Here is an 18,685-nt window from a genome sequence, read left to right on the forward strand (position 1 = left end):
CAAAACTTAACGCGACAGTATATTTAGGCTAGTTTGGTGCGGCTGAAATGTGACTTATGTTACAATATCTCAAGCATGATAGCCGACATTCACATTACTGAAAAAAGTTTTGGCGATAAGACGTTGATGAAAGACGTCAAGTTTAGTGTGGACGACGGCGAGAAAGTCGGTGTGGTTGGACGCAACGGCGTCGGTAAGTCGACGCTGTTTGGAATATTGAGCGGAAAAGACACTGATTATACTGGCGAGGTTGTTTTTCGGCGCGGCATTACGGTTGCAACTACCGCCCAGGAGCATCACGGTTTGGGTGAGCAAACGGTCATGGTGTACATTCTTAGTGGACTTCCGGAATATCCTGAATTAAAGAAAATTATCGATGAATATCCACTAACCATGGGCGACAATATGCGAAAAATTGAGGAATATACGCAAGCTTTGGAGCGATTTGACCAAAAAGGATTTTATCAAGTTGAAGAGAAAATTGATCGCGAGTTGATAAATTTTCAGCTTGCAGGTTTTGGTGATCGGAAGATTTCTTCCCTGTCTGGCGGTCAAAAAAGACTGGTGGAAATTGTTAAAATTATGCACTCAGAGGCGCATTTGGCGCTGATTGACGAGCCGACCAACCACATGGATTATGTGGCGAAACAGCAGTTTATTGACTGGATGAATTCTCAGCCACATCAAGCGATGCTAATCATTACGCATGATCGCGATGTGCTTGGGCAAGTTGATCGAATAGTTGAGATTAAGGACGGTCAAGCCGTGAGCTATCGTGGAAATTACGACGCGTATTTGAAGCAGAACGCGCAAGCCACGACGGCTGGAATGAATAATTTTGAGCAGATTGAGAAGCGAATTGTTAACCTGAAACAAAAAGTTTTGGACTATCAAAGGCTTAAGGAAAAGTCGCGAAATCCCGGCACGATTCAGAAATTTAAGCGGCTAGAGAACGAGGCGCGAGCGGAGCTGGCGGAATTGTCAGAAATGGAAAAGCCGACGTTTTGGATTGATAAGGAATCTGCTAGTCAATTGGATTATAAATCCGCCGAGCGTTACGGAAAATTCAAGTCGCGTAATATTCGCCTGAGTATGAAAGATGCTTCCAGTCGCAGTCAACACGTGTTGGTTCGAGCGGAAAATGTGGCGGTTGGGATTGGTGAGTGGATATTGTTTGAGGACGTGAATATTGATTTGCGCGAAGGTGAAGCGATTGAAATTAGAGGTCGCAATGGCGCTGGTAAGACCACGTTGATTCGGATGATTCTGGCGTCGGGCAAGAGTTTTGATGGCGGTCCTGTTCTTTATTCTGGCGATATTTTCCTTGATCCGCAGGTTCGAATTGGCGTTTATGAGCAAGAAATTGACGAGCGATATCTGTCTGATCCGCTAGAAAAAGCGATTGAAAAATTGTATATGAGTCGCGATTTGTCGATTTCTGATACGAAAATTCGGCAACTTTTGGCTGACTATTTGTTCACGGACGCTGATCGGATGACGCCGCTGGCTCGCTTGTCTGGCGGTCAAAAGGCGCGTTTTCAGATTATTGCTATGCTGGCGAATGACCCACAACTGCTGATTTTAGACGAGCCGACGAATCACTTAGACCTGCCGAGTATTGAAGAATTGGAAACGGCGTTGGCCAAATATTCCGGCGCGATTCTTTACGTCAGCCACGATAATTATTTCCGCGAAAAACTTGGCGGAAAAGTTGTGCAAATTGGCGCAGAATAAAAATTTTCCGCCAGAATTTGACGGAAAATCTTGAATCGTTCTTAAGAAAATTAGTCAGACAATAAGCCGTTTTTTCGTAGCAAATCTTGTAGTTTCGGTCGATCAAAACCAAGCACTAATTCTCCGTTAATATCCGTTACCGGCACGCCTTGGAAATTGCCACCGTTTTTATTTAGTAGCTCCTCTTTTGCGCCAGGATCAGCCTCGATATCTTTGGAAACAAAGTCAATTCCCAGCTTCTTCAGCCATTCCATTTCCGTGTGGCAAAACGCGCACCAGCTAGTGTTGTACACGACAACTTTTGTGTCTTGATGGTTGTTCGTTGTGTCTTCGCTCATATATTCCCCTATTTAATAACATTTCCAATTATAGCATAACGGTTACGTCTATTTAGAATTCTTCGACGTCAAATGCCAATTTTTGCACCATTCGCAGTGATATATATCAATCGACAAATTCGGGTTTGCTAATTCTTGGATTTCTGCTGCTTGGCGGGCTTTTATCTCTGTTGAGAAGCGACGTTTCTTCTGGCAATTAGCCAACCCTGAAATTGACATCAATGATGTTTTTGGGGCTTTTTGACTATTTTTTGAATAATTTCGCCGTGGCATCTTGCAAAATAGTATAACAGATTGATATAGTGGAAAGTAATGGTAAAAGAAACTGACATTTCGGCTAATGATACAGGCAATTCTGGTGCGATGATGATTTTGGCAAGGACGATGATTGGTACAATGTGGCGAATGTTTTTGCCAACAATTGGCTTGACTTTGTTGGGGTTGTGGCTGGATAATGTCAGCGGAATGAAGATGAGATGGTTACTTGCTGGAATTATTTCTGGCGCGATTATCTCAGTGACTCTCGTAGCTTTGCAAATTGCTAAAATTAAACAGCAGGAGTTGAAGAAATGATTAATTATATGGCAAGTGCTGGTCCGCATATTTCAGTAAAGGTTGACGAAGTTTTCAATGTTGCTGGCATATCTATTACGAATTCACACTTGATGGGATTCTTGGGATTGATCGTACTAGTGTGGGCAATGTTCCGTACTCGTGCGGCAGTTTTAGGTAAAAAGAAACATAATTTTATCACAAGGCTAATTCAGTGGACGTTCGACGGACTTTATAATACGGTTTGCCAAGTTATTCCAGACCAAAAATGGGCGCATAAAGTTGCTCCGCTTTGTATTACGTTGTTTTTCTTTATCGTTGCGCAGTACTGGCTGGGGCTTTTGCCGATCGTTGGTCCAATCACAATTGGCGAGCATCACACTCCTCTGTTTCGCGGTGGCGTGGCAGATCTTAATATGACTTTCGGTTTGGCAATTGTAACGATTGTCGCGGCTCAGATTTATGCATTTAAGTATTTGGGTTTTAAGGGCAATTTGGGGCGATATTTTGTTAACCCACTGCGTGATCCTATTATGTCATTTGTCGGAATTTTAGAGCTGGTGGCAGAGTTTTCGCGAATGTTGGGGCTGAGTTTCCGTTTGTTTGGTAATGTTTTGGCTGGCGAAATTCTCTTGGCAATTATCGCTTATATGACGAAGTTTTTGTCGCCCGTAGCTCTGCAGCCGTTCTATTTCTTTGAGTTGTTTATAGGCGGTATTCAGGCGTATATTTTCTTTATGTTGTCAACTGTGTTTATTTCCCTGGGGCTGGCTCACCATGATTCACACGAGCCAATTGATGAAGTTCACTCCTCTGCTGAAACTAATAAATTAGCGACATCAGAGAGTGATTAAATTAGGTAATAATTAATTAAAAGGAGAATATTAACCATGGAAGCATTATCATTCACACTTACCTACGCAATCCCAGCTGCATTTGCTGCAATCGGTGCCGCAATCGTTGGCGCAGCAGCTATGAACGCCGCTGGTCGTAACCCAGAAAAAATCAACGACCTACGCACAATGATGATTTTGGGTATTTCATTCATCGACGCTATTGCTATTATCGGTTTCGTCGCAGCAATCGTCGGCAAAGTTATGTAGTTTTCGGAGTAAATTGTGGAGAAAATATTAACACAATTTGCCAATTCTGGCGCATCGGAAAAAGCTGGTTTGTTTGATTCGCTAGGTATTGATTGGGCGCTGTTGGCGTTTCAGACGGTAGCATTTTTAATCTTGCTATTTGTTCTTCGCAAGTTTGTCTATCCGCCAATGATGGAAATGCTCGTCAAGCGAGAAAAAGACCTGAAGGCGGCTGACGCGGCGGCAAAATCTGCCAAGGAAAATGCCGACCGAGCTGAAGAAATGACCGCCGAAATGATGCGAAAAGCGCGAGCGCAAGCTAGCGACATCGTGGCGTCTGCTCGAGAAGAAGCGACCGAAGTCGTTGAAGAAGCGGCTAAAAAAGCGACTGCCAAATCTGAAGCTTTGATTAAAGAAGCGCATAATACGATTGCTCAAGAAATTGAAAACGCTAAGAAAGATCTGCACAATTCGACATTAGAGTTGGTGGCTGAAGCGACTGGCAAGGTTTTGGGCGAGAAAATTGATGCGAAGAAAGATACAAAGCTGATTTCGGAAGCGCTTGAGGAGGCTGAATAGATGAGATTAGTGTCCAGGAGAAAGTTGGCAAAGTACGCAGCTGAACAAATTTTAGCTGGCAATGACGCGGTGTTGGAAGAAATTGCTGGTCTTTTGATTTACGAAAAGCACGAACGTGAAGTTGATTTGTTGGTGCGAGATATTGAGGCAGAATTGGCTGAGAACGGTGAGATTGTGGCGTCGGTCGAGAGTGCGAGAGCGCTTGATGACAGCACAAGGCGTAAAATAGAGCAATTTCTGGCGACTGCGGCGAGCGGTAAAAATAGCAAGCCAAAAGTGTCGCTAAGAGAATCAATTGACCCGACGTTGATTGGCGGATTTAAGCTACAGACGCCGACCGCAACACTGGACGCAACTGTTTCGAAGAAGTTAAACGACTTGCGGGCGAAGAAAATCTAGGAGGAAAAATGAGCAAGATTGATGTGACAGAATTAGCCAAAAGCCTGCGGGAAAAAATCGCGCAGCTGGAGGCGACAGAAGGTTTAGAAGATACTGGCGTGGTTATTCGCGTTGGTGATGGCGTGGCTTGGGTGCATGGTCTAAGTAGCGCTGGCTATAGTGAAGTGCTGGAAATTGAAACTGACGGCGATACGGTTGAGGCGTTTGCCCTGAACTTGATGGAAGATGAAATTGGCGCGGTGATTCTTGGCGGTGAAGATAAAGTTAAGGCTGGTGCCAGCGTTCGCCGCAAAGGTTCGGTGCTAGACGTTCCTGTCGGCGAAGAATTATTAGGTCGAGTGGTCGATCCGCTAGGTCGACCTCTTGACGATGGTCCAGCGATTAAAACGAAGAAACGTGGTTTAATTGAGCGTCCTGCTATTGGTGTGATGGGCCGTAAGTCGGTTCACGAACCTCTGATGACTGGTATTATGTCGATTGACGCGATGTTCCCGATCGGTCGTGGTCAGCGTGAGCTTATCATTGGTGACCGCCAGACTGGTAAGACGGCAATTGCTATCGATACGATGATCAACCAGGCTCGTCAAAAAACTGGCGTGGTGAACGTTTATGTGGCGATTGGTCAGAAATTATCGAAGATCGCTCGATTGGTCGACCGACTGAAAGAAGAAGGTGTGATGGATCAAACGATCATCGTCGCAACCAGCCCGTCCGATGCTGCCTCCCTGCTTTATTTGGCGCCTTACGCTGGTACTGCCATGGGAGAATACTTCCGAGATAACGGCGGTCACGCATTGATGATTTATGACGATTTGACCAAGCATGCAGTGGCTTACCGACAGATGTCACTATTGTTGCGCCGTCCACCAGGACGTGAAGCTTATCCAGGTGATGTCTTCTATTTACATTCACGACTATTGGAGCGTTCGGCTAAATTGTCTGATGAACTTGGCGCGGGAAGTTTGACGGCTCTGCCAATTATTGAAACGCAGGCTGGCGACATTTCCGCTTACATTCCGACCAACGTGATTTCTATTACCGACGGTCAGATTTTCCTGGAAACCGACTTGTTCTATCAAGGCATTCGCCCAGCCATCTCAGCCGGTCTATCAGTTTCTCGTGTTGGTGGCGCAGCTCAGACGAAAGCCGTTAAATCTGTCGGCGGAAACTTGAAGCTTGGTCTTTCTCAGTTCCGCGAATTGGCGTCATTTGCTCAATTTGGCTCAGACCTTGACGACGCAACAAAGGCTCAAATTGACCGCGGTCAGCGACTCACTGAACTTCTGAAGCAGCCACAATATCAACCAATGAGCGTTTGGGAGCAATTTGTCAGTATTCACGCGGTGACTGGCGGTATGTTTGACGAAGTTCCAGTTTCTAAGATTAAGGATGCGCAGTCTGCCCTATTGACTTATCTCTGGAAAAACTCTAAAGATGCTATGCGTGAACTAAACAAGGGCGACAAGCCTTCGGATGAGCAATTGAAATTGATTGACGAAGCTACGAAAGAAATAGCGAAAGGATTTGAGGAGTAATTCATGCCGAGCACTCGCGCGCTGAAAAATCGCATTCGTTCGGTGGACTCGACTAAGCAGATCACCAAGGCTATGCAATTGGTGGCGGCTAGTAAAATGCGTCGGGCTCAAGAGGCAGATAAGGCTTCTGCGCCGTACACAATGGCGGCGGAAGAACTACTGTCTTATTTAGCGAGCCAAGGCGCAACTGACAACCACCCGCTGTTCGTTAGGCGAAAGATAAATAAGCGATTGATTATCGTGGTGGCTAGCGACAAAGGTTTGGCTGGCGCATATAATACCAATATTTTGAAGAAGTATTTGGAGCTATTGAAGCGTGATGACGAGCGCGGAATTGAGAACTTGACTTTGACGATTGGTCGGCGAGCTTCGCAATTCGCAACGCGTCTTAAAGATACGAAAATCATCGGTACGTATGAAGATTTGCCAGATCAGCCGTCTGGATTGACGTTCCATACGATTTTGAATACGGCAGTAAATATGTTTGAAAATGGCGAAGTTGACGCCGTTACGCTTGTCTATACGCGTTTTGTCAATAGTATGGTTCAGACTGCTGAATTGGACAGATTATTGCCAGCAGGAACGAAAATCTTGGTTGATCCGAGTGAAGTTTCTAACACGATTTCTGACGCCAAATACGAACCGAGCATTCCAGAAGTTTTGGATGCGGTGGCGTATCGTTTGGTTGGTGCGCGACTGCTGCAGGCATTGCTTGATGCTCGCGCCAGTGAGCATTCTATGCGTATGATGGCGATGAAGAATGCTACGGATAATGCCAGCGACTTGGTTGACGATTTGACGCTAGCTATGAATAAAGCTCGTCAAGGGGCGATTACTCAGGAACTTGCTGAAATTTCTGGTGGCGTGGAGGCGATGGAACAATGATAAAGGAGAAAAAGATGGCAAAAGATTTAGGTAAAATTATTCAGATCGTTGGTGTGGTTGTTGACGTGGAATTCCCACGAGACGTTGAACTTCCAGCGATTTACGACGCGTTGCACGTTAAAAACGGCAATGAGAATTTGGTATTGGAGGTTGCTCAGCACTTGGACGAGCATACTGTTCGAGCAATTGCTCTGTCTTCGACGGATGGATTGAGTCGTGGTGCAGAAGTTGTTGCGACTGGCGCTCCAATTTCCGTTCCAGTCGGCGCAGAAACCCAAGGACGAATGTTTAATGTTGTCGGTGAGGCGATTGATGAAAAGCCGCAACCAAAGGGAAAAACCGCCCCAATTCACCGCCCTGCTCCAGAGCTTTCTGAGCAGTCAAATAAGACTGAAATCTTGGAAACTGGTATTAAGGTTGTTGACTTGATTGCGCCACTTGCTAAGGGTGGAAAAGCTGGCTTGTTTGCCGGTGCTGGTGTTGGTAAAACGGTTCTTATTACTGAGTTGATTAACAATATCGCTAAGTTCCACTCTGGAAACTCTGTTTTCGCTGGTGTTGGTGAGCGAACTCGTGAAGGTAACGACCTTTACTATGAAATGGAAGAAGCTGGTGTTTTGGACAAGACTTCGCTGGTCTTTGGGCAAATGAATGAGCCGCCTGGAGCACGTTTGCGAGTGGCGTTGTCAGGCTTGGCGATGGCTGAGGCTTTCCGCGATGAAGGTAAAGATGTCTTGCTATTTATCGACAATATTTATCGTTATACTCAGGCTGGTGCTGAGGTGTCGGCATTGCTCGGTCGTTTGCCAAGCGCGGTTGGTTATCAGCCAAACCTCCAACAGGAAATGGGTGCTTTGCAAGAGCGAATTACCTCAACGAAGAAGGGCTCGATTACCTCTGTTCAGGCTGTCTATGTGCCAGCTGACGACTTGACTGACCCAGCTCCTGCCACGACCTTTGCTCACCTTGACGCTACAATTGTGATGAACCGTGCATTGACGGAAATCGGTATTTATCCAGCGGTTGACGTTTTGGATTCCAGCTCAAACTCGCTTGACCCAGAAATTGTCGGCGAAGAGCATTACCGCGTAGCGCGCGAGGTTCAGCGAATTTTGCAGCAATACAAAGAGCTTCAGGACATCATCGCTATTCTTGGTATGGAAGAATTGTCGGACGATCAGAAACAGATTGTTGCCCGCGCTCGTCGTATTCAGAGATTCTTGGCACAGCCGTTCCATGTGGCTGAGAAATTTACCGGGAATCCAGGTGTTTACGTTAAATTGGAAGATACCATTCGCGACGCTTCCGACATTTTGGCTGGTAAATATGACGATAAGCCAGAAAACTGGTTCTATATGGTCCAGGGTACGCTGGCTGATCAAGTTGCTCGCGACGCTGAAGCTGAATCTGCCGAGGCTAAAAAACATTCTGAAAAGAAAGCTAAATAGTCATGAAATTGTCATTAGTCACACTTGTCGGTACTAAGGTTGACGAAGAAGTTTATTCGGTGTCAATTCCGACTACTGACGGCGAAATTTCCGTTTTCCCAAGCCATGAGCCGCTAGTGACGATTGCACGGGACGGCGTAATTACCGTGCGTCGACATAAAGAAGATTCCGATAATCAGTTGGAATATTTCGCAATCTCTGGTGGTGTGGTAAAAATTGACTATTCGTCGGTGCAAATTTTGGTTGATGAAGCTGATCACGGTGATGACATCATCGAGGCGGAAACTCAGAAGGCTCTGGAGCGTGCTATTAAGGCGCGTGATGAGGCTGGCGATCAAGTTGAGCGCGAGAAAGCCAAGCAGCTTATCGATCGTCATATGGTGCGCTTGAAGGTTGCTGATCTTCATAGACGTAAGCGACGACGCTAGGATTTAATGTACGACAATAAGATCTCCCGTTATCAGGAGGTCTTATTTTGTCTTTATAATCGCAATCCGGTGATATGGTGGCTACGATCTAGTAGTCGGAGAGGAATGATTTTATAGAACCTATTCCTTTCCTATGTAGCAAGGATTCTTCTTGTTCTGAGACAATTTTATAAAGAGGCTGTATGAATAATTTTCTAAATTGGCGGCCCGTAATCCCTTGTTTTGCGAGATCTTCGTAATAAGTCTCCATAGTTCTGTAGACCACGTCACCTTCATCCAGACTTCGAACCGATCTTTGGTCATCTATTAATAGTGCGCCCTTGTGGCTACGTATATGTTTAGTATCAAATGTTGCACATATTAATCCGTAAGCGCCCAAAATTTCGGTTATTTCTACCAGTCCGCTGAGATATTCTTCTGCTTTTTCGTCTTCTGCTTTTCTGTCACTTGTGATACCAAATTTATCATAATAACTTGCAGTGTCAGGTGCGGAACTCCAAACAACGATGCTAGAACCCAACACTCCTAGTGCTTTAATGACGCGCACTCGAGATTGCTCTGAATTAAGTTTTGTTACCTCTTGTGATCTCTTTCTTATCTTATCTAGCCCATAAGGATCAAAGTAAGGATCGGAAGAGAAATCGACCTCTAACTGGTCACCATTGTTTGGCAATATTAGGATTCCAGGTGTTTTTGACTCATCGTCTTTTATCGTTTGTGTGTCATTCCGGATTACTATTCTTGATTCTGGAGTTAATTCTTCAGGTGTTTTATGAAACAAAGCTATAGTATTGCCTGTAGGAGTGTCTTCGTAGCCATTGTTCTCTGGCAGATATATCGCTTCAGTAGGTAAATCTAACATTTATTATTTTTTATACCATAATAACTATACTTTTTCAAGCAGTTGGCGGACTTCATCAGTCGTCGTGGTGTGCATCAATTTCTCCCGAAGTTCCTTTGCGCCGTCAAAATCGCGAATATAAATCTTGAAAAAACGTTTTAGAGTTTCAAAAGGTCGCCCTAAAGTCGGCTGATAAGAATCAAACAAATCCAAGTGATAATTAAGGAGCGCTAACAGTTCTTCCTTGTGATTATCTGCGTCAGTTTTCGATTCGCGGAAGCAGAACGGATCACTGAAAACACCTCGCCCGATCATAATTCCATTCACGCCAGGATGTTTTCTGGCAATTTCCAGCCCATGTTCTCGGTCGCGAATGTCGCCGTTGATAGTCAGGAGCGTTTGCGGGGCAATTTCATCGCGCAACTTAACAATCTCGTCAATCAATTCATAATGCGCCGCAACTTTGCTCATCTCTTTTTTTGTACGCAGATGAATCGTCAAGTTCACGATGTCTTGTTTGAGAATTGTCGTCAGCCACTCTCGCCATTCATCGACGTAAGTATATCCCAGCCGAGTTTTTACGCTAACAGGCAATCCAGATTTTTTGGCGGCGTCAATTGCAGCTATCGCTATGTCAGGTTGGCGGATCAGAGCCGCACCGCCGCTTTTAATCGCAGACTTGGCGGGACAACCCATATTGATATCAATTCCGTTAAAACCAAGTTCCGCGCAGTGCTTCGCGAAAGCTTCCATATCCCCTGGCTCGCCACCCCAAATTTGCGCAATCAGTGGCTGCTCATCGTCGGTTTTAACTAGTCGCCCAGCTATGGCCTTATCGCCAGCATGCACCCAGCCGGTAGCATTTGCGAACTCGGTGAAAAATATATCTGGCGCGCCAGCCTGTTTCACGACATGGCGAAACACGACGTCGGTGACGGCTTCCATTGGTGCCAAGATGAAAAATGGCTGCGGTAAATTATTCCAAAATGATGTCATCTCTGTTATTTTATCACAAAAAAGGAAAAACCCTATCTCACCATTGAGATAGGGGATGGCGGGCTCAAGCGGTTCTGCTCGGAGTAATTCTCAACGTCGAGAAAAACTGCCACGAGTGAATCTCGCGAACCCGTAAGATTGGGAAACATCAATACTTCCACGTGCCGGCTCACGTTGCTAGACGTCATTGTCTAGCGGGGAGTATTGATGAACCTGAACGCCGCTAGGCGCTTGCGGCGTTGTGTCTCAGGTTTTTCGATTGCCGGATGGCGGACATGGAGGGAGTCGAACCCACTTATCAACCGCTACTCCATTTTCACAACAAAGCGGCGGGATTTTTCCAGAATCATGTCCTTTGATTCTTTTCCGGATTACCGGTCGGCGAATCAAGCCGAGGGCGGACAGACGCCCTCTGCTGACGCGGAGTCAGCGGTTTCGGGGTCGCACAAGCCCCGACTGCCAAAGAAAAAGACTACCAGTGGAGCTTCCTGGGACGGTCGCTCTGACCGGTGGCTGCGTTTTCCGCGGCCTGCTTGTCCAGAACCGTCGCGTACAGACGGTCCAGAGTGGACTTTTCGGCGCCGTTTCTGACAGCGGACTCGTAGTCCTGCTGCGCGCGGCGGCGTGCGTCAGTTTGGTTTCCAGCCAAGGGTTTTCACCCCCTCTCCGCCGCGGTTGCGGCGATAGAAAAGAGCTAACTTACCCTTTCAGCCCATGCTTTTGTGCGAAGCATGGTCAGGACTTGACGCCATTTGCGGCATCTTGTCGAGAGTTAGCTCCGTGAACAAAAGCGTTTATTATAATAACACTAATTATAAAAAAATGCAACAATATACCAGAATATTTTTATATTTCGCCCGCCAGCAGGTCTTTTTCGAATTGCAACATTCCCTTATAATCCGCCGAATAGTCAGAAATATCCGGCAGATCTAACGTGGTAATTTTTCGCCAAATAATCTCAATCAGTTGCGTAAATTCAGTCAGCTCTTCTCTGGAGAATGTATCTTCCAAGCTAAGAATATCGCCAGTCTTCATGTCTGGCTCGACAAATTGCAGTCGCCCGCCAGTAAACGTGAAATTGCTATAATCTCGTGAATGCTCGACCAGTAGCTGATAGAACATCAATTGCTGACGATATTTATGAAGTTTGATTTTTTCGTAATCAGCCGAGCCTTTCCAGGAATGCGCTGGCTTGCCAGTTTTATAATCCGTTACGAAGATGGTTTTGTTTTGCTTATCGATGTCGACAACGTCAAGTTTACCGGTCAATCTGACGTTATCTATAATTACGCCTTGGTTTGAAAAGTCCAATTCCGCCAAGTCCGTGTCGTGAAAATCCGAAGATTTGGCGTTTAAGAACGCGGTCAAAGCTGACTTCCCTTTATCCAAATACAACTGAAAATCGTCCGCTGGCAAATGTTGGCTCTCGAGGGATTTTTGGAAGAATTGGAGGATTTGTTCGGTGCTTGGCAATTGATGATCGGCACTGAATAAGCAATGTGCTTGCTGAAGGCTGCTGTGAATCGCGGTTCCGTAAGCTGCGGCGGAATTTTTGGCGGATGGAAAATGAAGTAAATTGTTCAATAAGAAATTCTGCGGTCCGCCACGTGAAACGTCGAGGAAATTATTCAAATGCGTCGCGGAAAGCTTGTATGTTTCTAGTGCTGGCGCCAATAAATCCTTTAATTCCGGAATAATCGGCGAAGTTAGTCGCGTCGTCCAGTCGGTTTCAGCGAGTTCAATTTGTTCAGCTGGATCATCGCTGGTTGGAATGATGGTTGGTGTGCAATTCGTCAAGAAACTGGCGATTATCGTGTCGCTACCAGAATCGTTGGTTTGGGAATAAGTCATGGTCAATGTGGTTTTGGCGCGAGTCATCGCCACGAAAAACAGCCGAAGTCGCTCGTCGTAAGTGGCGCCCGCTGGCTGAAGTTGGAGATTTGCGGGATATCGGATAGCTCGGCTGCGTGAACGAACCTTCTCGCCCCAAGCGCTGTCAATTGCCCCGATCACGAAAACGTGCGGAAATTCCAGGCCTTTGGATTTATGAGCGGTCATCAAATTTATAGCGCCGCTGAGTGAACTTGCGTGCGTGCGAATTTGCGTTAAGCGAGTTTTTGTCGAAATGTGCAGGTCAATAAACTCCAAAAAGTCTTCCAGTGTTGGATTTTTATCGGTGATTCGATCGCGAAGTTTTTGACGCAAAGTGCGCAAACTTTCCAGAATTGTCAGATATGCTTCTGGGTTTTTATCTAGCTTTTCTGGCGAGAAATAGAAATTGGCGAGAGAATTGACCTGGAGGTCGCCGCTTTCGTCATTAGTTAAGCCTAATAAATTGTCTAATTGCTCTTCCAACGGCAGATTCGGCACGTCCTTAGCGCGCTCCAAAAGCCACTCCGCAAATCCCTTAAATACGCTATTCGCCAGCATACTTTCCAGCCATAATTGCCGATTTTTGTAAGCTTGAAGGCTCAATTTCCAGATGTCCAGCGCAGAAAATCCAAACGCTGGATGAGCCGTAATTTCCGGTAGTAGACTATTGGCAACGTCCAAATTATTCTGGCTAATCGCCACGATAGTTCGCGCTAATTTGTCCAGAATCTGAATTATATCTTGCTCCAAAATATCGTCGTGACGCTCGTAATTGACAAAAAGATTTTCTTTATAAAGATGCGGAAGAATTTCAATGAGTTCTTTATGGTGGCGCGCAATAATCGTGATGTTTTCTGGTTTCTCGCCATTTTTTATCAGCTCGGCAATTTGTTTGGCAATTCCCGCTCGCTCTTCGCTAACAGATGAGAATTCTTGGATTTCGACTTTTGAGCCTTCGCTATTTGCGTGTGCGGTCAATTGTTTTGATAGCCCGTCAATTGTGTTTTCCAATCGATCCGCGCCTTGGGTGATAACGTCCCGCGCCGATGATAAAATGTTTTCGGCGGAACGATAATTGTCGGTCAAAACGATAATTTTTGGGTCGTGATAATGCTGGCGGAAACGCTGGATGTTGCCCACGTCTGCGCCTTGGAAGCTGAAGATTGCTTGGTCGTCATCGCCGACCGCCATGATATTTGGATTATCGTCGTTCTCGCTGGTCAAATTGAACAATAATCGTAATTGCGCCAAGTTCGTGTCCTGGAACTCGTCGACCATGATGAATTGGAATTGTTCTTGGAGATTTGCACGCAGTTCTGGGTGAGATTCGCAGGCTTGAATAACAGATAAAATCATATCGTCGTAATCAAATAACGAGCGCTCGGACAGAATATTTACGTACTTTTCGTAAACGTCAATTGCGGCAGATAATTTTTCTGCGGCGGTAAAATCTTTCAGGACAAATTCGCCATTGGCATTTTTTTCGCACCATTTATTTTTCCAAGCAGTCAGCGGCTTGGTTGAGTTTTCGTCAATTGCTTCTTGAGTGGCATGCACGATGCTCAGCGCCAAAACGTTGGCGTATGGCGTGATTGAGGCCGGCAATTTTGAGTTTTTCTCGTCAGGGTTTTTGGCGGCTAAATTGGCAATTTTCTCAGCTATCGGCGCAAACATTTCGATCGTCTTTTTCGATATTTTGGTGGAAAATACTTGCTGAATGTCTGGTGCAATTTCGGCGATTGTGCTTTGATTGTCCTCAATAATTGCCCGTAATTCTGACGGCGTTAAGCCGCTTTGCTTGAACTCGGAAATGATGCGGATGAGTTCCTTGATATAGACAAATTCCCCGTTATTTTTCGCGCTTAATGGATTTCGCCAATCAAGTCCTTCGAGTATTCCAGAGATAATTTGATATTGCGTCAATTCGTCAACCGGCTGAGCGTCGGCGCCACGGAAAAAATACTCGCGATGTTGATTGATGATTTCTGTGCCGAAGCTGTGGAACGTGTGAATCGCAATTTTATACGCGTCCTCACCGATAATCTGGCGAAGTCGTTGGCGCATATTTGTGGCGCCACTTTCGGTAAACGTTAGACATAAAATACTGTTCGGTAAAGTGTCGGTCTGTTTCAGGATTTGGGCGGTGCGCATACTTAGAAGCTCGGTTTTCCCCGTTCCTGGCCCAGCAATTACCAAAAGCGATCCGTGAATGTAGTCGACTGCTTGTCGTTGATTATCGTTTAATTTAGCGTAACGAGTATTGAAATCCATAGTTTTATTTTACCATGTTGACTAGTTTTAATAGAGCGTGTAATATTAGGGTATCGTGCTAGTTCCTTGCGCGTTTCAGTTAGCTAAGGGACGCACAGTACCTTAGCGATTTCTATCCTGGAAGGAGAATCATGAGCAAGAGGATTATTTCCGTACTTGCCATCGTCATGCTCGCCGCTGGGTCGCTATTCGTGACTCAGAGTAGCGCCAAGGCATATCCTGGCAACTGCTATGCGGAAGTGACGCCTGACCTCAGAGGGCACGCTAGCTGTCATTCCGGCACGGGGTATTACCGTGTTAGTGTCAGTTGCGCAGCAGTCTGGACGTTTGGATATGCCTTTGGGGTGTATAGCCCCTGGGTTGCCGTAGGGTCCAGGAATGACGAAGCCTGGGCGTCGTGTCCTCCTGGAGCGTGGCTGTGGAAGCCTGCTGGACAGGCTCGCTATTACGCGTTCCTCGAGAGGAGAAATCCCTGAGATGAGCCTCAGAGTCGCTCTTTGGAGCGACTCTGAGGCTAAGATTTATAATATTTTTTAAGGAGGGCGTAAATGAAAAACTTAAAAAAGATAAGATTTAGTCATATATATATGTTTGTGCTGACAATTGCGTTGATTTTTCTGAGTTATCAAGTCTACTGGCTGAATGAAAAAGAATATCGAAGATCAGTCCAGTCCTCTATCGATTATCTTGAAAACGCCCAAAGCATTAAGCGACTTGAGTTTTGTGTTAATCATGCCATTAAAGATTGTACTGAAGAAAATGTCGACGCTTGGAATGAAAAACATCCAGAAGACGCGTTTAAGGGTAAAAGCCACTTGGATATTTCCCGTCAAGCAGTTGAATCGACCAGGCAGTCTGGTTATTAGATTTCACATCTTTGCCATCTCGCACACCTCATAAAAAAATGGTAAAATATTATCTATGAATAAGGCGACGTACGACGAGCTGGCGCTGGAGCGAATTGCTAAGGAAAAATTTGGTTTTCCAATTGATGTTCAATCGATAATTTTGTGGCACGCCGATGTTAGTCGCACGGCTAAGGCGTCGGTGTTTTTGACGAATAAAAAGCAGTTGATGATGTATTTGGAAGCGACTTCGCCGTTGATTTTATCTGACGTTAAAAAGATAATTTCACGAATGGGTATGCGTGCGGAATTATTTCTTCCGCCAAAAGGTCAGCCGCGATATTTTGAAGACATCGGCAAGCGCAAATTCCGTGAAGTTTTTCCTGGAAGAAAGCACGTTACGGATGAAGATTTGCATTTTTATAAAACTTTGGCGCCGTATAATCCTGCCTTGGTTTTGATTTCTGAAGTGAAAAATGGCGAGATATATCAATTCGATTCTGACGCGTACGGAAATTGGCGAGTCGGCGCGAGGTTTAGTTATAGAAGGATTCGTACAAGTTAATGCGCGACTATTTGGATATTATTAAGCGAAATTTGCTTTCACCTATTGTTGTGGTGATTTTTCTGCTGGCTGGTGCGCTGGTTTACGTTCGAGAATATCGTGACGCATGGTTTATCTCGGTGGTGATTGTCGTGAACTCGACGATTGGCATTATTCAGGAGTTAAGGGCTAAGCGAGTTTTACGTCAATTGGAACTGATGAGCGCGCCGAAAGCTCGATTGTTAAAAGATGGAAATGTTGCCGAGGTCGGTTATGATGAGCTTAAAATTGGCGATGAAATTCTTATTCAGGCTGGCGATGAATTGCCGGCGGACGCGAAAGTTATTGAGTCAAAAGGATTGGAGCTGAATGAAAGTATGTTGACTGGCGAGTCTGCGTCGATTGAGAAAAAGGATGGCGATGTTGTGCTGGCGGCGACGACGGTTCTGGCTGGCGAAGGTACAGCGCGAGTAATTGCGATTGGCGACGACACGAAAGCTGGCGCGATTAGCCAAGTCCTGAAGCGTTACAAACCAGAACTCACGCCTCTTCAATTAGCGATTTGGCGCGCAATTTACTTCTTGACTTACGGCGCAATTGTCCTGTCGCTACTTATTGCTATTGTCTATTATTTCTCTGGCGATAATGTCGTCGTTATCTTAAAAACCATCACTTCGGCGGCGGTTACGGTCGTGCCGGAAGGTTTATTGTTGGCAAGCTCTCTGCTTTTGGCGTTCGGTTCACTGAGACTAGCCCAGGCGAAAGTCTTGCCGCAGAAATTGTCAGCAATTGAAGCCATGGCACTTTTGAATTTGCTGGCCGTAGATAAAACAGGCACCTTGACTAGTGATGAAGTTACGCTTGAAAAAGTCGTGGCTTTCGGTGATAAGATTGGCTATTCGGAAACTGACATCGCCAGTTTTGCGGCGTTAATTGCTCATGAAACCAGCGGCGGAAATATCACTGGCCGTGCAATTTTGGCGGAAGCTACGTCGCCAAAAAATACGAAAGTTTTGGAGGTGATGGCGTTTTCGTCGGCGCGTAAAATGGCTGGCGTGAGAGCGAATATTGACGGCGAAATTCGGACTTTGATGATGGGCGCGCCAGAGTTTGTGTCGAAGTTGGCGCCGGTAGATGAGGAGACTCAGAAGAAGCTGAACGATTGGGCTGACAATGGTTTGCGCGTGTTGATGTTGGCTGAATTTTCGGACGATAAAACCAAATTGAAGGACTTGAAAAATGGCTCTGGAACGGCAATTGGCGCGGTTATTCTGCGCAATTCTCTGCGCCATGGTGTTGTTGAAACGGTGGATTTTTTGCAGCGCCAAGGTGTAACTATTCGCGTAATCTCTGGTGATAATCCGCGCACAGTTCAATACATCGCTAAGGAGGCTGGAATTAAACATCCAGAAAAGGCGATTTTAGGCGAGGATTTGGCGGCGCTTAGCGAAGATGAATTTAATAAAGCGGCTGACACTTACACGATTTTTGCCAGAGTCTTGCCAGACCAAAAAGAGCGTTTAATAAACAGATTCCAACAATCCGGAAAATTCACTGGCATGGTCGGCGACGGCGTAAACGACGCTTTGGCGCTGAAAAAGGCTGACCTCGGTGTGGCGATGTACGCTGGTGCGCCGGCTTCCCGTCGAGTTTCTGACATTATATTGCTCAATAATTCGTTCACTTCTCTGCCGATGGGAATGAAATTGGGCAATCAAATCATGCAAGCAATCGAAGTCATCGCTGTTCTGTTTTTCCATAAAATTATTTACGGCGTGACGCTTCTCCTTGCGACGATTCTCATCAATATGAATTATCCGTATTCGCCGCGCCACATTACATTTATGAATATTTTTCTGGTGACGATGCCGACCCTTATGTGGACGCTGTTTCCGCCAGTGCCGAAGCATCGAATAAATCCAAAGCGATTTTGGCACGATACTTTGCTGGCTGTTACACCGATTGCTTTAATTACTGGCGCGACTGTCGCGTTCACCTATTGGATTACCTCTGTTATGTTCCCTGGTCACGCCGCTGAAGTCGCAACGATGACCGTACTTACCGCGACTTTGTTTGGCGTATATTTGGTGTTCTTGGTGGGAATTATGCTGGACGTAGCTATCGATAAATCCGCCAAGCGCGCTCGTCTGCTTTATCTTCTGTCGGTGATTATCGTGGCAGCTGGAAGCTTTGGCTTTGGTTTCCTGCGCGATTTCTTCGACTTTACCGTGCCGAATTTGTTCATAATGTGGCCAGCTGCTGGCGCAATTGTCGTAGCGATGTTAGCCCAGCTATTCATTGCTCGCTGGGCTGGTCGACGAATTGTTCAGTAAATA

General features: G+C 45.8%; 19 protein-coding genes and 1 tRNA gene. 14 read left to right on the plus strand and 6 right to left on the minus strand.

Annotation, left to right across the window (positions count from 1 at the left end):
- Positions 1-75 precede the first annotated feature (75 nt).
- Positions 76-1,734 (plus strand): ABC-F family ATP-binding cassette domain-containing protein, encoded by a 1,659-nt coding sequence (locus LRM44_RS02140; protein WP_243803588.1) that lies wholly within the window; start codon positions 76-78, stop codon positions 1,732-1,734.
- A 50-nt stretch (positions 1,735-1,784) separates the two neighbouring features.
- On the opposite strand, the gene LRM44_RS02145 is transcribed toward LRM44_RS02140, so the two are convergent.
- Together LRM44_RS02145 and LRM44_RS02150 are read right to left on the minus strand one after the other, a co-directional pair.
- A complete protein-coding gene (locus tag LRM44_RS02145; protein ID WP_129632750.1) occupies positions 1,785-2,072 on the minus strand; it encodes a glutaredoxin family protein in 288 nt (95 codons plus the stop codon).
- A gap of 48 nt (positions 2,073-2,120) precedes the next feature.
- Positions 2,121-2,345, minus strand: a complete 225-nt coding sequence (locus tag LRM44_RS02150; protein ID WP_243803589.1) for a hypothetical protein — start codon at positions 2,343-2,345, stop codon at positions 2,121-2,123.
- Positions 2,346-2,384: 39 nt separating this feature from the next.
- Between LRM44_RS02150 and LRM44_RS02155 the strand changes: the two genes are divergently transcribed.
- From LRM44_RS02155 to atpC, 9 genes are read left to right on the plus strand one after another with little or no spacing between them, the layout of a single operon-like run.
- Complete coding sequence (locus LRM44_RS02155; RefSeq protein ID WP_243803590.1) at positions 2,385-2,645, plus strand: hypothetical protein; 261 nt, start codon at positions 2,385-2,387, stop codon at positions 2,643-2,645.
- Positions 2,642-3,478 carry a F0F1 ATP synthase subunit A gene (atpB, locus tag LRM44_RS02160; RefSeq protein ID WP_243803591.1) on the plus strand — a complete coding sequence of 279 codons (837 nt, stop codon included), beginning with the start codon at positions 2,642-2,644 and terminating at the stop codon, positions 3,476-3,478. Before LRM44_RS02155 ends, atpB begins: the two co-directional genes overlap by 4 nt.
- A 36-nt stretch (positions 3,479-3,514) precedes the next feature.
- Positions 3,515-3,727, plus strand: coding sequence for an ATP synthase F0 subunit C (locus LRM44_RS02165; protein WP_129634899.1), 213 nt, complete (start codon positions 3,515-3,517; stop codon positions 3,725-3,727).
- A 15-nt stretch (positions 3,728-3,742) separates the two neighbouring features.
- The gene (gene atpF, locus LRM44_RS02170) at positions 3,743-4,285 is read left to right on the plus strand and encodes a F0F1 ATP synthase subunit B (RefSeq protein ID WP_165000031.1); all 543 of its coding nucleotides are present in this window, start codon (positions 3,743-3,745) and stop codon (positions 4,283-4,285) included.
- Positions 4,286-4,309: 24 nt separating this feature from the next.
- Positions 4,310-4,684, plus strand: coding sequence for a F0F1 ATP synthase subunit delta (locus tag LRM44_RS02175; RefSeq protein WP_243803592.1), 375 nt, complete (start codon positions 4,310-4,312; stop codon positions 4,682-4,684).
- 8 nt (positions 4,685-4,692) lie between these two features.
- Complete coding sequence (atpA, locus tag LRM44_RS02180) at positions 4,693-6,219, plus strand: F0F1 ATP synthase subunit alpha (protein WP_243803593.1); 1,527 nt, start codon at positions 4,693-4,695, stop codon at positions 6,217-6,219.
- Between the two features lie 3 nt (positions 6,220-6,222).
- Positions 6,223-7,104, plus strand: coding sequence for an ATP synthase F1 subunit gamma (atpG, locus tag LRM44_RS02185; protein ID WP_243803594.1), 882 nt, complete (start codon positions 6,223-6,225; stop codon positions 7,102-7,104).
- A gap of 14 nt (positions 7,105-7,118) precedes the next feature.
- Positions 7,119-8,552 (plus strand): F0F1 ATP synthase subunit beta, encoded by a 1,434-nt coding sequence (atpD, locus tag LRM44_RS02190; RefSeq protein WP_243803595.1) that lies wholly within the window; start codon positions 7,119-7,121, stop codon positions 8,550-8,552.
- Positions 8,553-8,554: 2 nt separating this feature from the next.
- Complete coding sequence (gene atpC / locus LRM44_RS02195; protein WP_129632721.1) at positions 8,555-8,980, plus strand: ATP synthase F1 subunit epsilon; 426 nt, start codon at positions 8,555-8,557, stop codon at positions 8,978-8,980.
- Positions 8,981-9,068: 88 nt separating this feature from the next.
- Here the strand turns inward: atpC and LRM44_RS02200 are convergent, their stop codons facing one another.
- From LRM44_RS02200 to LRM44_RS02210, 3 genes are all read right to left on the minus strand, one after another.
- Positions 9,069-9,842, minus strand: a complete 774-nt coding sequence (locus LRM44_RS02200; RefSeq protein WP_243803596.1) for a hypothetical protein — start codon at positions 9,840-9,842, stop codon at positions 9,069-9,071.
- A 24-nt stretch (positions 9,843-9,866) separates the two neighbouring features.
- Positions 9,867-10,817: a tRNA dihydrouridine synthase gene (locus tag LRM44_RS02205; protein WP_243803597.1), complete on the minus strand. Its 951-nt coding sequence runs from the start codon at positions 10,815-10,817 to the stop codon at positions 9,867-9,869.
- 267 nt (positions 10,818-11,084) lie between these two features.
- Positions 11,085-11,171: transfer RNA gene (locus LRM44_RS02210), tRNA-OTHER, on the minus strand.
- Between LRM44_RS02210 and LRM44_RS02215 the strand changes: the two genes are divergently transcribed.
- Positions 11,166-11,408: a hypothetical protein gene (locus LRM44_RS02215; RefSeq protein WP_243777617.1), complete on the plus strand. Its 243-nt coding sequence runs from the start codon at positions 11,166-11,168 to the stop codon at positions 11,406-11,408. The genes LRM44_RS02210 and LRM44_RS02215 overlap by 6 nt on opposite strands.
- Before the next feature lie 255 nt (positions 11,409-11,663).
- Here LRM44_RS02215 and LRM44_RS02220 read toward each other — a convergent pair whose 3' ends face one another.
- Complete coding sequence (locus LRM44_RS02220) at positions 11,664-14,960, minus strand: ATP-dependent helicase (RefSeq protein WP_243803598.1); 3,297 nt, start codon at positions 14,958-14,960, stop codon at positions 11,664-11,666.
- 548 nt (positions 14,961-15,508) lie between these two features.
- Here LRM44_RS02220 and LRM44_RS02225 point away from each other — a divergent pair.
- The 3 genes from LRM44_RS02225 to LRM44_RS02235 are packed head-to-tail and all read left to right on the plus strand — an operon-like array spanning position 15,509 to position 18,682.
- Complete coding sequence (locus LRM44_RS02225) at positions 15,509-15,826, plus strand: hypothetical protein (RefSeq protein WP_243803599.1); 318 nt, start codon at positions 15,509-15,511, stop codon at positions 15,824-15,826.
- 55 nt (positions 15,827-15,881) lie between these two features.
- Complete coding sequence (locus LRM44_RS02230) at positions 15,882-16,370, plus strand: hypothetical protein (protein WP_146554979.1); 489 nt, start codon at positions 15,882-15,884, stop codon at positions 16,368-16,370.
- Positions 16,370-18,682 carry an HAD-IC family P-type ATPase gene (locus LRM44_RS02235; RefSeq protein ID WP_243803600.1) on the plus strand — a complete coding sequence of 771 codons (2,313 nt, stop codon included), beginning with the start codon at positions 16,370-16,372 and terminating at the stop codon, positions 18,680-18,682. The genes LRM44_RS02230 and LRM44_RS02235 overlap by 1 nt, the downstream gene beginning before the upstream one ends.
- Positions 18,683-18,685 lie beyond the last annotated feature (3 nt).

The sequence above is a fragment of the Candidatus Nanosynbacter sp. HMT-352 genome (genome assembly GCF_022819385.1).
Lineage (GTDB): Bacteria > Patescibacteriota > Saccharimonadia > Saccharimonadales > Saccharimonadaceae > Nanosynbacter.

Excerpts from the sequence above, each read along its gene's own strand:
- LRM44_RS02140 (WP_243803588.1), top strand. The coding sequence starts at position 76 with ATGATAGCCGACATTCACATTACTGAAAAAAGTTTTGGCGATAAGACG.
- LRM44_RS02145 (WP_129632750.1), bottom strand. The coding sequence starts at position 2,072 with ATGAGCGAAGACACAACGAACAACCATCAAGACACAAAAGTTGTCGTG.
- LRM44_RS02150 (WP_243803589.1), bottom strand. The coding sequence starts at position 2,345 with ATGCCACGGCGAAATTATTCAAAAAATAGTCAAAAAGCCCCAAAAACA.
- LRM44_RS02155 (WP_243803590.1), top strand. The coding sequence starts at position 2,385 with ATGGTAAAAGAAACTGACATTTCGGCTAATGATACAGGCAATTCTGGT.
- atpB (WP_243803591.1), top strand. The coding sequence starts at position 2,642 with ATGATTAATTATATGGCAAGTGCTGGTCCGCATATTTCAGTAAAGGTT.
- LRM44_RS02165 (WP_129634899.1), top strand. The coding sequence starts at position 3,515 with ATGGAAGCATTATCATTCACACTTACCTACGCAATCCCAGCTGCATTT.
- atpA (WP_243803593.1), top strand. The coding sequence starts at position 4,693 with ATGAGCAAGATTGATGTGACAGAATTAGCCAAAAGCCTGCGGGAAAAA.
- atpG (WP_243803594.1), top strand. The coding sequence starts at position 6,223 with ATGCCGAGCACTCGCGCGCTGAAAAATCGCATTCGTTCGGTGGACTCG.
- atpD (WP_243803595.1), top strand. The coding sequence starts at position 7,119 with ATGGCAAAAGATTTAGGTAAAATTATTCAGATCGTTGGTGTGGTTGTT.
- atpC (WP_129632721.1), top strand. The coding sequence starts at position 8,555 with ATGAAATTGTCATTAGTCACACTTGTCGGTACTAAGGTTGACGAAGAA.
- LRM44_RS02200 (WP_243803596.1), bottom strand. The coding sequence starts at position 9,842 with ATGTTAGATTTACCTACTGAAGCGATATATCTGCCAGAGAACAATGGC.
- LRM44_RS02205 (WP_243803597.1), bottom strand. The coding sequence starts at position 10,817 with ATGACATCATTTTGGAATAATTTACCGCAGCCATTTTTCATCTTGGCA.
- LRM44_RS02215 (WP_243777617.1), top strand. The coding sequence starts at position 11,166 with ATGTCCTTTGATTCTTTTCCGGATTACCGGTCGGCGAATCAAGCCGAG.
- LRM44_RS02220 (WP_243803598.1), bottom strand. The coding sequence starts at position 14,960 with ATGGATTTCAATACTCGTTACGCTAAATTAAACGATAATCAACGACAA.
- LRM44_RS02225 (WP_243803599.1), top strand. The coding sequence starts at position 15,509 with ATGAAAAACTTAAAAAAGATAAGATTTAGTCATATATATATGTTTGTG.
- LRM44_RS02230 (WP_146554979.1), top strand. The coding sequence starts at position 15,882 with ATGAATAAGGCGACGTACGACGAGCTGGCGCTGGAGCGAATTGCTAAG.
- LRM44_RS02235 (WP_243803600.1), top strand. The coding sequence starts at position 16,370 with ATGCGCGACTATTTGGATATTATTAAGCGAAATTTGCTTTCACCTATT.